Annotated in this window: 15 protein-coding genes and 2 pseudogenes; 7 read left to right on the top strand and 10 right to left on the bottom strand. The window is 58.9% G+C overall.

Annotated elements, in window-relative coordinates; all coding sequences use genetic code 11:
• Positions 1-275: 275 nt before the first annotated feature.
• Positions 276-851 (bottom strand): TetR/AcrR family transcriptional regulator, encoded by a 576-nt coding sequence (locus tag L0U83_RS39450; protein WP_233889984.1) that lies wholly within the window; start codon positions 849-851, stop codon positions 276-278.
• Between the two features lie 143 nt (positions 852-994).
• Between L0U83_RS39450 and L0U83_RS39445 the strand changes: the two genes are divergently transcribed.
• Positions 995-1,678, top strand: a complete 684-nt coding sequence (locus L0U83_RS39445; RefSeq protein WP_233889983.1) for a glutathione S-transferase — start codon at positions 995-997, stop codon at positions 1,676-1,678.
• 346 nt (positions 1,679-2,024) lie between these two features.
• On the opposite strand, the pseudogene L0U83_RS39440 reads toward L0U83_RS39445, so the two are convergent.
• A pseudogene (locus L0U83_RS39440) lies at positions 2,025-2,122 on the bottom strand (IS6 family transposase); the annotation flags it as partial.
• An 83-nt stretch (positions 2,123-2,205) separates the two neighbouring features.
• On the opposite strand from L0U83_RS39440, the gene L0U83_RS39435 reads away from it, so the two are divergent.
• Entirely contained in the window at positions 2,206-3,630 is a 1,425-nt protein-coding gene (locus tag L0U83_RS39435; protein ID WP_233889982.1) for a phospholipase D-like domain-containing protein, read from the top strand.
• 437 nt (positions 3,631-4,067) lie between these two features.
• Here L0U83_RS39435 and L0U83_RS39430 read toward each other — a convergent pair whose 3' ends face one another.
• Positions 4,068-4,352 carry a DUF3303 domain-containing protein gene (locus L0U83_RS39430; RefSeq protein ID WP_233889981.1) on the bottom strand — a complete coding sequence of 95 codons (285 nt, stop codon included), beginning with the start codon at positions 4,350-4,352 and terminating at the stop codon, positions 4,068-4,070.
• Between the two features lie 580 nt (positions 4,353-4,932).
• Complete coding sequence (locus L0U83_RS39425; protein ID WP_233889980.1) at positions 4,933-5,844, bottom strand: AraC family transcriptional regulator; 912 nt, start codon at positions 5,842-5,844, stop codon at positions 4,933-4,935.
• Between the two features lie 53 nt (positions 5,845-5,897).
• Here L0U83_RS39425 and L0U83_RS39420 point away from each other — a divergent pair, with 53 nt between their 5' ends.
• The 5 genes from L0U83_RS39420 to L0U83_RS39400 all read left to right on the top strand — a co-directional run bounded on the left by L0U83_RS39420 (position 5,898) and on the right by L0U83_RS39400 (position 10,203).
• Positions 5,898-6,323 carry a nuclear transport factor 2 family protein gene (locus L0U83_RS39420; RefSeq protein ID WP_233889979.1) on the top strand — a complete coding sequence of 142 codons (426 nt, stop codon included), beginning with the start codon at positions 5,898-5,900 and terminating at the stop codon, positions 6,321-6,323.
• Between the two features lie 70 nt (positions 6,324-6,393).
• Positions 6,394-7,227, top strand: coding sequence for an alpha/beta fold hydrolase (locus tag L0U83_RS39415; RefSeq protein WP_233889978.1), 834 nt, complete (start codon positions 6,394-6,396; stop codon positions 7,225-7,227).
• Positions 7,228-7,676: 449 nt separating this feature from the next.
• Entirely contained in the window at positions 7,677-8,534 is an 858-nt protein-coding gene (locus L0U83_RS39410) for a PA4780 family RIO1-like protein kinase (RefSeq protein WP_233889977.1), read from the top strand.
• A gap of 181 nt (positions 8,535-8,715) precedes the next feature.
• Positions 8,716-9,282 carry a TetR/AcrR family transcriptional regulator gene (locus tag L0U83_RS39405; RefSeq protein ID WP_233889976.1) on the top strand — a complete coding sequence of 189 codons (567 nt, stop codon included), beginning with the start codon at positions 8,716-8,718 and terminating at the stop codon, positions 9,280-9,282.
• Positions 9,283-9,339: 57 nt separating this feature from the next.
• Positions 9,340-10,203 (top strand): oxidoreductase, encoded by an 864-nt coding sequence (locus tag L0U83_RS39400; protein ID WP_233889975.1) that lies wholly within the window; start codon positions 9,340-9,342, stop codon positions 10,201-10,203.
• Positions 10,204-10,591: 388 nt separating this feature from the next.
• Here L0U83_RS39400 and L0U83_RS39395 read toward each other — a convergent pair.
• The 6 genes and pseudogenes from L0U83_RS39395 to L0U83_RS39375 form a co-directional block, all read right to left on the bottom strand.
• Positions 10,592-10,711, bottom strand: a pseudogene (locus tag L0U83_RS39395) (OsmC family protein); the annotation flags it as partial.
• A gap of 246 nt (positions 10,712-10,957) precedes the next feature.
• On the bottom strand, positions 10,958-11,413 hold the full coding sequence (locus L0U83_RS39390; protein WP_233889974.1) for a hypothetical protein: 456 nt from the start codon (positions 11,411-11,413) through the stop codon (positions 10,958-10,960).
• Positions 11,414-11,437: 24 nt separating this feature from the next.
• Complete coding sequence (locus L0U83_RS40770; protein WP_308445126.1) at positions 11,438-11,599, bottom strand: DUF6726 family protein; 162 nt, start codon at positions 11,597-11,599, stop codon at positions 11,438-11,440.
• Between the two features lie 393 nt (positions 11,600-11,992).
• Entirely contained in the window at positions 11,993-12,217 is a 225-nt protein-coding gene (locus L0U83_RS39385; RefSeq protein WP_233889973.1) for a hypothetical protein, read from the bottom strand.
• 40 nt (positions 12,218-12,257) lie between these two features.
• Entirely contained in the window at positions 12,258-12,623 is a 366-nt protein-coding gene (locus tag L0U83_RS39380) for a type IV toxin-antitoxin system AbiEi family antitoxin domain-containing protein (RefSeq protein ID WP_233889972.1), read from the bottom strand.
• A gap of 152 nt (positions 12,624-12,775) precedes the next feature.
• The gene (locus L0U83_RS39375) at positions 12,776-13,027 is read right to left on the bottom strand and encodes a tyrosine-type recombinase/integrase (RefSeq protein ID WP_233889971.1); all 252 of its coding nucleotides are present in this window, start codon (positions 13,025-13,027) and stop codon (positions 12,776-12,778) included.
• Positions 13,028-13,485: the final 458 nt, after the last annotated feature.

The following is a 13,485-nucleotide window of genomic DNA, read 5'->3' as shown; positions in this document are numbered from 1 at the left end:
CGGCTCGGCCGTACGACGAACTCAGCTGCGAGGCCGGCGGCAAATCAGACTGTTCGATTCTCGGATAGCTGTACATGTGCGATCACCAATAGGGACTCGTGAGCCGAGACATTCGAGCAGCGTGACGCTGCCGTCGACCACCTACTCTGCGCCCAACATATACCGCGAATCGACAGTCGGCGGAAATGGCCCCGCTGCGACGATATCGCTCGCTTCGCCCATCCGGGCGCTGCGCCTTGGAGGCCACCAGGCGCCGTACCGACTTTTTTCTACAGCTATGCCGGCAAAAGACCAGCAATACGGTAGCTTTCAATTAACCCATCATAGACGGCGATATCCGCGCGACTTCTGGCGATGAGTTGAGCGCCAGCGACGGCTGCGAAGATTGCTCGAGCACGTCCCTCGCGCTCCTCTGCGCTGGCAATGGCCGTGGCGGACAACACCTTGCTCAACCACGCAACATTCACATCTGCAAAGGCTCGGACCTCTTTCGTCACCGCTTCCGGCAAGTCATCAGATTCGGCAGCCATGAAACTGCACAGGCAGATGCGATTACCGCTCTTCAGCGCCTTGCGAAACGTTTCTGGGTAGCGGCGCAGACAGTCGACCGGGTCTGCGGATTCGGCCAAAAGTGCATTCAGAGTGGCTTCCGAGTCTTCCCAATAACGCCTCGCCACCGCTGCTCCGAGATCGGACTTGCTTGCGAAGTGATGGTAGATGCTCGCAGCCTTGATGCCGACAGCTTCAGCAAGATCACGAAAGTTCAGGCCGCTATAGCCGTGCGCCTGCGCAATCCTGGTGGCGGCCACCAGGATTCGTTCCCTCGAGCTCAAACCTGAATCGTTCTTCACTACGACCGCCTCCGCAAACTGGGATGACTGTTGACACAGCGAATTATACCTTTTATGTTAAACCTAACAAACGTTAGGTAGGTAACGGACATACTCCCCCCATTTCCTTCGATCTTGTGTACCCGCCACCCGTAGAGGTAAGCATGACATCAGGCATCGTTAATTCCGATTCAACCAAACTCCCGATCATGACGATTTACGATTTCCCCACGGGACCCTACCCAACCCGCGTGCGTATCGCTTTGGCCGAAAAGAATCTGCAATCACGTGTCGAGTTCGTCATGGTGGATCTCTACAGAGGGGAGCACAAAAGGCCCGATTTCATCTCAGGGAAGAACTACTCAGGCACGCTGCCGGTCCTCGAACTCGATGACGGAACCTGCATCGCCGAATGCACCGCGATTACCGAATACCTCGATACGCTCGATGGTGCACCCACGCTGACCGGCAAAACACCGCTCGACAAGGGCGTGATCCACATGATGAGCAAGCGCGCCGAACTGGAGTTACTCGACGCCATCAGTGTCTATTTCCACCACGCCACGCCTGGACTCGGGCCCGAAGTCGAGCTCTATCAAAACTCCGAATGGGGATTTCGTCAGCGCGACAAAGCCCTGAGGGGCATGCGGTACTTCAATGACGTCCTGAGAAAGCAACCATTTGTCGCCGGGGATGCATTCTCGATGGCCGACATCACCGTCATCGGCGGCCTGGTCTTTGCGTCGATCGTGAAGCTGCCGGTGCCCGCAGAGTGCGAATCCCTTCTCGCCTGGTACGCGAGAATGCGCGAACGCCCGAGCGTCAAAAGCCAGCCGGCATTTACCTGAAATCGCAGCTGTTGTCGGCCTTCATTGATGAGCGACCAATCGTTGGTTGCAAAACTGGGGCGACCGATTCGCATGAATTGGACGGCAGGTGAACTCAGTCGCGACCGGATGGCTACATCGCCAAGGTCGCGCGGCGGATCGGTCGGTCGTTGCGGCATCACGTAGTGTGTTGCCCTGCCCCCTCCGGGCGGCCCGCTCCAGACCGGAGCAAATCAACGGCATATTTGCGGCGCCACAGCTCGGCCGGCGAAACCGGCCATGAGCGGTCGTTGGAGCATTGCTCACAGATCGGCGACAATCGGACCTTCTGGAAAGCCATTTTTTCAACTGCGTTGATGTCCTGGCCACTGAGTGCTTCAAGTGCAGCCAGATTCGCGCCGCTCTTGTCCACGGTAACTATCTCGGGCTCGCCGTTCTGTTCACCTTCTCGAAGTAGCAGCGAGCTACTTGACCGCGCAAACGCGATTAAGCCTTCCAGACCTTTAAGAACGTAGGGCCCGAGACACATCGAACCAGTTCGCCACATCATGACCGCAAGAAGAAGCCTGGCGCTCATTCCGGCATGCGTGCTTGCCACTTCTCTGCACGGCCACGCGCAATGTGTCGACCTGGTCGCCAGTCTTGACGACGGTCAGTTGATGCAGTCGCGAATCGCGCTGGTCGACCGTGCCACGCCTACCGAGCAGATCCGCGTCCTCGCCTACATCTTCGAAATCGATCAGACCGGCGGCCTGCTGTTGCATCATCTGGTCGAGGCTGCGCGCCGCGGCGTGCCGGTCAAGCTGCTGATCGACGGCATCGGCCCCGAGCCGCACTTCCCGTTCGAGGACGAGCTCATCGTCGCCCTACACGAGGTGGCTCCCGGCATCGAACTGCGAATCTTCCATCCACGATCAGATCTCGTCGAGATTTCGCATCGCATGCACGACAAGCTGTTCCTGGTTGGCGACACTGCCGTGATCGGCAGTACCTCGATCTGGGATGCGAGCTTCCGCAACTGGCTCAGCGAGCGCGATCTGATGGTGTCGGGCAACGCCGGCCAGGACGCCTCCTCCCTGCACGCCATGTACCAGCATTTCGACTTGTTCTGGAATAGCCCGGAAGTGGTTCGCCCCGAGCCGGAAAAATTCCTCGAAATCGCAAGTCCTTATCGCGTCTCGCAGGCTTATGCGACGCTGGATCCGGCGCGCATCCACTATTGGCGCGAATGGCTGCTGGCTCCGCTCAACGGTGCAGCCCGGGCGACGGACCTGGTCTCTACCGATACACCAACTGCCTCCGATACGCCTGATGATCCCGCCGCTCCGCCCGCTTCCGGAGCGGATTTTGATCCTGCCTGGATGCCGGTCCCCTGCGAGCGCCTGCGCTATGTCCACGACTGGCCCGACAAGCGCTCGCCAGGCACGCTGCAGGACATGCTGCAAGCGTTCGATACGGCGCAGCACGAGATCCTGATCATCAACCCCTACCTGATCCTGGTGCCGGAACTGCGCGAGGCGCTTGAGCGCAAGCAGCGCGAAGGTGTCCACGTGATCCTGGTGAGCGCCTCGCTGGCGAGCATCACGCAGGAATTCCCCGCAGTCGGTCGCGCCTACGCCGACGATCTGCCCGGCTTGGTGAATGCCGGGATCGAGGTGCGCGAGTATTCCGACCGAGACAACCGCATGATGCACGCCAAGCTGGTCCTCATCGACGGCCATCGATATTATCTCGGCAGCTTCAATTTCGATTCGCTGTCGGCCCGCTTGAATACCGAAAACGGCCTGTGGATAGATATCCCTGAGGACGGGCTCGATCCCTTGCAGGACACCGTGGCGTACTACCTGCGCAACTCAAACTCGGTGAGCGACGCCAATAGCCGCCTTCTGGCGGATCCCGATGCGCGCTGCCGGGCCGCCGGCTGCGGCGGTGCCTGGCGTTGGGTGACGATGCTGATCAGGAACTTCCTCTGAGCGCGGCGTGCCCTATCGCTAAACTACGTGGCCAGTTCGGGTCGCCGTCCGCACCGTGTCGCGCAGTAGTCGGCCAGGAGCGGCCACAAACTGTCGTTCAGTGAGCGGATGAACTTGCCGTTGGAACGGCTGCATTATCCTGAATCCGACGGACGAGTTAAGCGAACAATGCGGCTTTTGCAGCATTGGGGCATCTTGGGTTTTACGTCAGCAATTCAGCGTGGTGGCGGCTTCGTTGCGCGTCCTACCGGAGCAGTCCCGCGTCTGGTACGTCTGCGCGTAGCCTTGGGCCTCATGATGCTTTGTCACTGACCTGATAACCGCTTGCACAACCGCACTGATGCCAGACGTCCAGTCGACAGTAAAGCATGACTTGAATATGCCCTGAGCGCGCCCCCGACGCGCTCCAGGCCCGGACGTCCAATGCTTGTGGATTCTCAGTTTGCCGACCGTTGTTGAGCTGACAAAACAGCGCCGAGCTCCTCGTCAGTTAGTGCGGGCGTTGTTGTGAAAGAGAAGATATCACCCCATTCCATCACCATCGCCGCGACTGCGCTGGCGTCCGTCGCTTCAACGATTGCAACGCCTCTAAACTCGCCGCCTGCATGCCAGCGTCCCAACATTTTGACGTTGTCGGGCGGCTGACCGCCTGTTTTCATGAAGCGCTCAATCGCAGCCTGCTGCATTGCCGGCTCACCTTTCCATTGAACAATGAATTTCATGACGAATGTCCCCTCCACGATGGCGATGCCGACTCGTGGCACGCCCGCTCTTCGCGGTGGACGCCTCGACATCGCGACGGTTCGTCGCCCACTTGCCGGCGTGGATTCTTCGCATCGTCCATGCCCTCGGGCGAAGCCACGAGATACCATCGAGGATAGGTAAACCGGCTAGGTCACTACTCCAACCGGGTGAGCGTAGTGTGCGACACCGCACATACGAATTCGATGACTTGCCGGGCGATCGGACGATGACTTTCTGGTAAGGCCGACAACTTAGCACGAGTGACGGCACGCAATGACCGTTCCACTCAGATACCCGCCCTCGCAATTCCGACTGCGCGACCGGTCGCTCAGGGTCGATTTGCGCCGACCGTGTCGGGCGGTCGTCGGCCACGAAGCGTCATTCGCCATTACAGATGCACGGTCACTCAGGCGGCCGCTTCGCATCAAATAGCAGACCACCGGCGTGAGAGCAACTCGCGTGGGCTTCGGGCTTGGCCAGCAGCGTGGTTCATCAGTTTGAACACTCATCGTAATCGGTGTCCGCGCCATGGTGAGTTCGTGCCTCGGCTACGACCCATCAGCCTGGGTCTTGCCGTTCGCGGCGGTATTGGATCGGCGAGATACCACGCGCCAACTTGAACGCGCGGCTGAAAGAAAATTCCGACCCGTAGCCAACGCGCAAAGCGATTTCACCAAGGCGTAGCTGGGTTTCCTCGAGCAGCTGCGCAGCAATACCCATGCGCCAACGCGTCAAGTACTGATGGGGCGGTTCGCCCACCAGGTCGCAGAAATTGCGGGCGAATGCGGCACGCGACAACGTGGCTTCTTTGGCGAGTTCCGCCAGTGTCCAGGCACGTTCGGGTGATTCGTGTATCCGCGCAAGGACCCGCGCCATTTGCGGAGATCGCAAGGCCGAAAACCAATCGCTATCTGCAGGGGAAGCACCAATCGCCCATTCGCGCATCAAGTAGACGAACAGGGAAGAAAGCAGATTCCGCACCACGATATGGTTGCCAAAGTTCGGTGTCTCAACTTCGTTACGTAGCATGCGCAGCGTATCGCTCAGCGGGGAATGTCCAGGTTCCATCCCGGCACAAAGCAATACAGCCTGCGGAAGCGCCCGCAACGCAGGGAGTACCAAATGTTGATCCAGGTTGAACTGGCCACAGATGAGCGTGGTGGCTTTGGGGCCACTGTCAACGACACCATCGTGCCTGGCCAGAAACTTATCGAGCGCAATGGCCTTGCCCCGCTTCGAATGCACGACTTCATGCGCACTGCCACGCGGAAATAGAACCAATTCCCCGGCGCGTAACTCCATCGTTTCCGCACCAGCCTGGCGAACGAACGCATGTCCTTCCGCGGCGAAATGGAACACCACGGCATCGCGAGATTTCACCGCGAATCCCCACGGCCCAGTCACACGCGTCCGTACCAGCACAAGGCCATCCGCGCGGACCGCTTTCAACCACCCGTTCAATGCTTCCATGACGTCATCATATCAGGATGAGACGAAATGACATGTATTGAGGACGTATTGGTATGGATCGTCTTCGTCGAACCGACTTCAATACAGGAGACGGAACCCTCAAAGGCGAGACCATGAACAGAGAACTGATTCAAGCTGCAATCGATACCATCTACGCGCGCGTCTTCAACAAGGGCGAGTCCGAACTGCTACCGGGCCTGGTCGCGGGTCCCTATATCCAGCACAACCCGTTGTTTCCGGATGGCACCGATTTCATCTGTGGCTTTATAAAGCAGGTCGGCAAAGTGCCGTGCGAGGTCAAGCGCACTGCGATCGACGGTGACCTCGCTTTCGTCCATGTGCGCTATCTGGACTGGGGCGGCAAGGAAACTGCAGGCGTCGACATCTTCCGTTTCGATGCCGATGGAAAGATCGTCGAGCACTGGGATGTTTTGCAGCCGGTGCCGGAAACGGCCAACAACACGAATACGATGTTTTGAGCGCCTGCCGGAAGATGGGATCGAATGAAAGACAGCCCGCTTCGCATCAACATCCTCTGAAGGACATGACATGGCTGAACCGCCAGGCATTGAGAGCGTGAAGTTCATCGAAATTGAGGGCCTGAAGATCCGCTTCCGACGCAACCGGGGCGGGACAGGAATTCCCGTGGTGCTGACGAGTCCCTGGCCGGAAAGTTTGTATGCCTATCATCGAATCTGGTCGATCCTGGGTACTGAAGTGTCTCTTGTCGCAGTCGACATGCCAGGTTTTGGACAATCGGAAAGCCGGCCGCAATTGATGTCGCCCCGGGCGATGGGGCAATTCATTCCGACGATGCTCACTGCGCTCGGCCTCGACCGTGTCCATGCCATTGGGCCCGACGTTGGCACCTCCGCGCTTCTCTTCGCGGCCTACGCCCGTTCCGACTTGTTCGAAAGCCTGGTGGTCGGAAGCGGTGCCACTGACGCCGCGCTCACGGCAGGGGCATTGAAGGACTTGATCAACGCTCCATCGACAATCTCCTTCGAAGAAAATGGCGAGGAGATCGCCATCGGCGCCATCGAACAGGTGATGCGGATCAATCCGGGCCAACAGGTGCTCGACGACTATCGAGCATCTTCTGCCGGACGGCGTTTTGCCGAGGCGATGGCTTACGTGCGTGCCTATGCTGTCGATCTTCCGGCCCTGCAGGCCGTGCTTCCCAGCATTCACACCCCCACTTTGAGCATTTGGGGAACGCATGATCCTCTCGTGCCCCCCGAAAACGCCAGGATCCTCGACCGGGCGTTGCCAAGAACACGCTCACTGATGCTCGAAAGCGGCCATTTCGTGTGGGAGGACAACTCACAAGAGTACGCGACAGCGATTCTGCAATGGCTTCGAGGCGGCTACAAAACTGCTTAACGCCGGTCCGGTACCGGAATGTCGTCTGTCAGTTAAAGCATCATGCCAGGGCCTTGACGCATTCCAACGCAGTGTATGCGGCTCAGCCGGTGGCGGCCGACACGTCAACCGACGCTTGAACGGCCGCTGCACATTGAAACTCGCCGCACGGTTCGCAACATGGCGATCGACAGCAAAGGGTCGGATCCTGCCGGTCGTGCCAACCAGCGAGCGGTCTGAAACTGGTGGCGCAAAGGCATCTACGCAGTCGCGGGGGAGATTAACTCGACTCGTCCTCCTCGGCCACCCTTATAATCCGGCATGACTTCTCCCCTCTTCCGCGCAGCAAACTTACTGCCGCCAGCACCGGCTTCTCGATTCATCGGGTTCTTGGCCGCGCATATCTCAGCGGGCCATTCACCGTCCACGCGCGTGGAATGCACATTCCATGAGCTGCGGCCGACGATCGTATGAAAATACCCAAACGACTCGCACCGCTTCTCGAAGAAGGACTTATTGACGAAGTCATCGGACAGCTGATGAGCGGCAAGGAGGCAACAGTCTATGTCGTGCGCAGCGGCGAATCGACGCGTTGCGCCAAGGTCTACAAGGACGCGAAGCAGCGCAGTTTTCGGCAGGCCGCGTCGTATCGGGACGGTCGCAAGGTCAAGAACAGCAGGCAGGCGCGGGCGATGGAAAAAGGTACGCGCTACGGCCGTCAGATGCAGGAAGCGTCTTGGCAGAACGCTGAGGTGGACGCGCTGTTCCGACTCGCCAACGCAGGTGTGCGCGTGCCGCAACCCTATATTTGCACCGACGGCGTGTTGCTGATGGAACTGGTAATCGACGAGGTGGGTGACGTCGCACCACGGCTCAACGACGTCGATCTGACCGAAGCCCACGCCCTCGAACTGCACGCGCTGCTGCTGAACCAGGTTGTCCGCATGCTCTGCGCGGGCGTAATTCACGGCGACCTGTCGGAATACAACATCCTGCTGGCAGGGGATGGGCCGGTGATCATTGATCTGCCACAGGCCGTCGATGCAGCCGGCAACAACGAAGCCGCCTCGATGCTCAAGCGGGACGTCGACAACCTCGCCGCGTACTTCGGACGGTTTGCACCGCAAATACTCACCGCGAGTTATGGCACGGAGATCTGGGCACTCTTCGAAGCCGGGCGGCTACATGTCGATGCCGAACTGACCGGTCGGATTGAAGTCGACACGCGACCTGTGGACCTCGATGGCGTGCTGCAGGAACTCGAAGAGACACGTCTTGAGGAAGACGCGCGAGTGCGGCGACTCCAGGAACTGAGCGCGGGCCGGTAACCGTGCTCGATGTTCCCGAAGATCACCCGAGGATGTCGCCGCTCAGCCAGTTTCTGCCATTCAAGCCCCTCTGCGGGATGGTGCACGATCGAAACACCCAACACGAAGCACTTGACAACTATCCGGCAATGAATAAAATGACTGACCAGACACTTATCAAAGAAGTTGGAGCGAGCAGGCGATGGCCAGACCGAAAAGTGAAGCGCGGCGCCAGACGATCATCGATAGTGCGATCAAGCTGATCGCCCGGGAAGGCTTGGGGGCAGCTACAGCCGCCATCGCGAAAGAAGCGGGCGTGCCTAATGGCTCCCTGTTCACGTATTTTCCGACCAAGGTCGAGCTGTTCAACGCGCTCTATATCGAGATCAAGGAAGAGCTGATTTCTACCGTTGACGATGGCCTATCGAACGCGGGGGACGAGCGCGAACAGTTGCTGCACGTATGGGCGCGGTGGACTCGGTGGGGCGCAGCCAATGGCGAGAAGCGGCGAGCTCTCGCCCAGCTAAGCGTGTCGGAGGACGTTCTGGAATCGACAAAAATGTCGGGGTTTGCTGCCGCCCATCGGTCCGTTAACCTGATCCGTCACGTTGCGCGTCACGGCGCGCTGCGGGATCAGGATTCCGCGTTCGTCGGAGCAGTCGTGGAGTCCCTGGCGAACACGACGATGGATTTCATGAGTCGGGACCCAAAGCGTGCCGAAGAGGTCTGCATGTCGACATTCGAGTTCCTGTGGAAAGCATTGCGGTAATTTTTTTCTTCTTTAAATGACTGTCTAGTCATACATTTAATGAAAAGGAAATTCAACATGTCTAAAGTTTGGCTAATTACTGGAAGCGGGAGCGGACTGGGTCGAATTATTGCCGAGGCAGCTTTGGCCGCCGGAAACCAGGTCGTCGCGACCGCCCGTAACGTCCGCCAGTTGAACGAACTGGTAGCGCAATACGGCGCGAATGTGCGGGCGGTCGAGCTCGACGTCACGGACGAGTCTCAAGGTCAGGCGGCCATCGATGCAGCGATCGATGGCTTCGGGCGACTTGACGTGCTCGTGAACAATGCTGGGTACGGTGAGACACGTCCGTTCGAGCAGGTTCCCTCGAACGAGTTTCGCCGACTGGTCGAGACGTGCTTTTTCGGCGTCGTGAATCTCACTCGCGCTGCGCTTCCAATCATGCGGCGGCAGCGCAGCGGACACATCATTCAGATTTCTTCGTTGGGTGGTCGTACGGCGTTCCCGGGCAACGCGGCCTATTTCGCGTCGAAGTGGGCCGTCGGTGGCTTCACCGAAGGTCTCGCGCAGGAGACTGCACCGTTTGGCGTCAAGGTTACCGCGCTTGAGCCGGGTGGAATGCGTACCAATTGGGGAAAGCGTGCGAACGCAGACCGACCGGCCTTATTGCCAGATTACGAACCCTCAGTCGGCGCAAGCGTGAAACAGCTGGAGGGCTATTGGGGCAATGAGTCTGGGGACCCCATCAAAGTTGCACAGGTTATTCTCCGGATCGCCGACGCGGAGAGAGTGCCGCCGCACATTCTTCTCGGAAGCGACGCTTTCCATTTGGCGCGTCAGGCGGAGCAAGCAAGAGCAGCCGATGCAGATCGTTGGCAAGCGGTCAGCGTCTCAACTGACGTAGGTGCTTCCGGCTCCATTCCCACGTTTCCGACGTATTGAATGGCCTTAAGCATTGCAAACTATCCTGAGCGGCCGCTTTGAGGAAAGGCGACTGGCTGAATCGTCGACTTCTGCCGGATGCAGTCGAGCCGACGACAGCATCCGTCCGTCGGCTAGCCGTCGGACCGGGTGCGGCCACAACCTGCCGTTCGGAGGTAACGAAAATCGTGCCGTTGCAACGACCGCAATATTCGAGAACCGGACGCCATAGAACACCGCAGTCGACTCTGGCCGTATGCCGGTGACAACCACAAGCTTTATGCATTCGCGGTAGGGAAACAGTGAGTCCGCGATGCCGGACGTCTCAGTGGAAGCCGCGTGAACTGATGTAAGCGCTCAAACAAATACAGGCGCGGTATCTTCGACGCGTGTGGCAATGATGCTTGCGTCATGCAATGCGCAGCGTCGCGTCGATGCGCATGCCCCGCTTGATGAAGAGGGTGACCGGCGTCTTTTCGCAGATTTCGGCAAGGCGCGCGCGTTGCGCCTCTTCAAGCGGCCCTTCGACATGCCCGTCACGACAATCTCAGCGTTCGCGTCGACCTCGACCTTTAGCATGACATGTACCGATTCACCTTGCAGTTGCACGCGGAGCGGGCCTGCGTACTTGTTCAGCCCGGGCCGGCGTGGGTACTGGTGAACGGCGCTCTTTGAACGGATCAGGCCTCTCCGCCTTGAGCACATCCGGCATGGAGGGGCCGCTATTTTGTTTAGGTGGCGTGTGGACTCCTGTCCCCTTGTCCGTTTTCCTTCGTCAGTGATCGATCGACGGCAATCTGGTTGCATTGGCGGTCCTCACTCGCCATTCGCTATCTCCGCATCTGAACTGCTGCATCCAGACCTGCTTGACGTCGTCCTGTTCGACCACATCGGCCGCTACAATGACACGCTTTTGGTAGTTGCCCAAGCAGCTGACGGTGATCCCGCGCGAAGCGATCGCGTCATCCACAGAGCGAAGCGCAGAAATTTCGACGACCGGCTCATCTTTCTCGTCTCCCGCGTAGACCTTCGATGCCCCGAGCACGGTCAGGTCGTCAAACCATCGAACAGCCCACGTGCTGTCAGTTGCCCTTCGTTCGAGGACCACGTCACGCGACCACCAAGCCGCTTCGGGCGTTGGTTTCGGCCCCAGCTCGATCGGTTGCACGGCCGGCGCAGGACCTGCAGTCAAGACTAAGGCGAGCAAAGTCGCGGGAGCAGACTGTTTCATCACTTGCCTTCCCGTTTTCCTGTTTCAGTCGATCGCAGCGGCGCAAGCGTCTGTAGGTGCTGCCGCAACATGGCCGACCACGGGAATAATCTTCAGTCCCGCCGATACGACGCGGCACGGCGCGGCTGCTGCGCCACAGCCGCTCAATCCGGTGAAAATGCATAAAGCAAGCATTAGACGCTTCATTCTTTTCCTATGCCCTTTTTTGATGCTGATTTTCTAGTGACTATGATCAGGCGTCGTCTTCCCGCCGCCCATCCATGCCCATCTCCATTTTCTTCTGTCAGTGGCTGCCGCCTGCGCTGCTGAAATGCGGTCCCGTCGGAACATATACCTCGAATTGTTGGGCATTCGACGCCCGCTGGCATTCCGCGCGTTCGGCCTCGCTCGCGAGCTCGTGTGCTTTGAGCTTGTCCCTGCATCGCTGGAGCCGCGCTTTGGCATCGGCCGGATGATCTGCGTACCATTGTTGGGTATTGCCATACGCTGCCACCATAGCCGCCGAGAGCGCAAGACCAAATGTCGCAGCGAGGATGTGTTTTCTCCTAAATGGTCGCTTCTCGTTTTCCGCGCCGTTGTTTAACGCATCTGCGCCGCGGCACGTTCCTCCGCGTCCTTCCGCTTCTGCTCTTTCGCCATGTGATGACCGACAGCGCAGCCGACGATTGCGCCGGCAACCGGATGATGCCCCGCCACGTGCCCTGCTACGGCGCCAACGGCCGCACCTATTAAAAAGCCTGCCGCTTGAGCGTTGCCGACAGCAACGGATAGCAGGGCTACCGCCATACAGATTGCTTTCTTCATTCTTTTGTCCCTACGTTCATACCAGCTCGCGTGGGCGGATCTACGACGCTTCCTGGTTATCCAAATTGCAGTCGGCAAGTTCAAACCTGTGCGACGACCCCGCGCGGACGATCGGCGGTTTTTGAGGAATGCCCCATGCACACAATAACGCGTCGAACGAAGGCGCGGGCGGGCCGGATTTCAGTACCGGCAGCTCACGTCCTGTCAATGTGTACTGGACACGCTCACTGGGGGTGGCTCCAGGCCGCTTAACGCGCTCGAGCACGCCGTGGCGAACCGCGTACTGAACTGCATCTGACGCTGCGCGCGAATTCAACGTCCCGCTTGCCGCGATTTGCTTGACTGTCGCCGCACCATGCTGACGCATCCATGCGGAAAGCTTCTCGGCGTTTTGGTGTACCTTCATCGGTATGTTCCGCTGTTGGTGACTCTAAGAAGTGCCTCTGGCCAAGCTCCGAACGTCGCTGGCGTCTCTTGCCTAACCCTTCCTTATCGGCATCTGCACCCAAATCTGTATATCCAAACGACGGGTCTGATTAAAACTTGTGCAAAACGCTTTCAATCGGATAGGTTGACTGCTGCGACGGCTTCACGGAGCTCTCGCTGCGATACATCCAGGCATGGCGCAACGTGATCGATATGCGAATGGCCTATGAGCACCTGCACGGTTTCGAGCGAGTGGCCTTGCGCTACGAGGCGGCTGGCAAACGTTCTTCGGCCGCTGTGGCTACTGTATCCGCTACCAAGGCCTGCCGCTCGATACAGGCTCATGATGTAGTTCTGCAAGCTGTCAGCGGCAAGATACTCCATTACCTCGCCTGCGAAGTTCACGCTCAGTTCGAATGCGCTTCCTTTCTGTGTCTGGATCAGCCGTGCGCAGGGCATTAAGCCACGGTATTCGCTCCGATCCAACAATACGCCGTCACCGCGGCTGTATCTCCACTCGACATAACGATCGGAAGCCTCGATCGTCCTCGGATGAGAGAGGAACACGCACCGCGAGCGACAACCCTTTGTCACCTTGTCCAGTCAAAGCAATTTCCTCTCGCCGAGCGCCTCACCGCGAAAGCATGTGATGCACCTCTTCCGCCGCCCGCAAGCGGCCGTCGGGTTGCGGGCTGTCAATGCCCCTTGTTGGCCGAGGCCGTGTAAAAACGCGCAGAACGGCCGACCGGTGACGCCCGATTGGGAGCGCAGTTGCGTTAGGCCGAGACGCAGGCAGGTGACGTGATCGTGTTTTCGGGCAAACAGCGTCGGCGCGCGGGAGT

The sequence above is a fragment of the Paraburkholderia flagellata genome (assembly GCF_021390645.1).
Classification (GTDB): Bacteria; Pseudomonadota; Gammaproteobacteria; order Burkholderiales; family Burkholderiaceae; genus Paraburkholderia; species Paraburkholderia flagellata.
This window is presented reverse-complemented; position numbering and strand designations above follow the sequence as displayed.

Excerpts from the sequence above, each read along its gene's own strand:
- L0U83_RS39390 (WP_233889974.1), bottom strand. The coding sequence starts at position 11,413 with ATGAAACAGTCTGCTCCCGCGACTTTGCTCGCCTTAGTCTTGACTGCA.
- L0U83_RS39410 (WP_233889977.1), top strand. The coding sequence starts at position 7,677 with ATGAAAATACCCAAACGACTCGCACCGCTTCTCGAAGAAGGACTTATT.
- L0U83_RS39405 (WP_233889976.1), top strand. The coding sequence starts at position 8,716 with ATGGCCAGACCGAAAAGTGAAGCGCGGCGCCAGACGATCATCGATAGT.
- L0U83_RS39380 (WP_233889972.1), bottom strand. The coding sequence starts at position 12,623 with ATGAAGGTACACCAAAACGCCGAGAAGCTTTCCGCATGGATGCGTCAG.
- L0U83_RS39375 (WP_233889971.1), bottom strand. The coding sequence starts at position 13,027 with ATGGAGTATCTTGCCGCTGACAGCTTGCAGAACTACATCATGAGCCTG.
- L0U83_RS39435 (WP_233889982.1), top strand. The coding sequence starts at position 2,206 with ATGACCGCAAGAAGAAGCCTGGCGCTCATTCCGGCATGCGTGCTTGCC.
- L0U83_RS39385 (WP_233889973.1), bottom strand. The coding sequence starts at position 12,217 with ATGAAGAAAGCAATCTGTATGGCGGTAGCCCTGCTATCCGTTGCTGTC.
- L0U83_RS39430 (WP_233889981.1), bottom strand. The coding sequence starts at position 4,352 with ATGAAATTCATTGTTCAATGGAAAGGTGAGCCGGCAATGCAGCAGGCT.
- L0U83_RS39425 (WP_233889980.1), bottom strand. The coding sequence starts at position 5,844 with ATGGAAGCATTGAACGGGTGGTTGAAAGCGGTCCGCGCGGATGGCCTT.
- L0U83_RS39400 (WP_233889975.1), top strand. The coding sequence starts at position 9,340 with ATGTCTAAAGTTTGGCTAATTACTGGAAGCGGGAGCGGACTGGGTCGA.
- L0U83_RS39420 (WP_233889979.1), top strand. The coding sequence starts at position 5,898 with ATGGATCGTCTTCGTCGAACCGACTTCAATACAGGAGACGGAACCCTC.
- L0U83_RS39445 (WP_233889983.1), top strand. The coding sequence starts at position 995 with ATGACATCAGGCATCGTTAATTCCGATTCAACCAAACTCCCGATCATG.
- L0U83_RS40770 (WP_308445126.1), bottom strand. The coding sequence starts at position 11,599 with ATGAAGCGTCTAATGCTTGCTTTATGCATTTTCACCGGATTGAGCGGC.
- L0U83_RS39415 (WP_233889978.1), top strand. The coding sequence starts at position 6,394 with ATGGCTGAACCGCCAGGCATTGAGAGCGTGAAGTTCATCGAAATTGAG.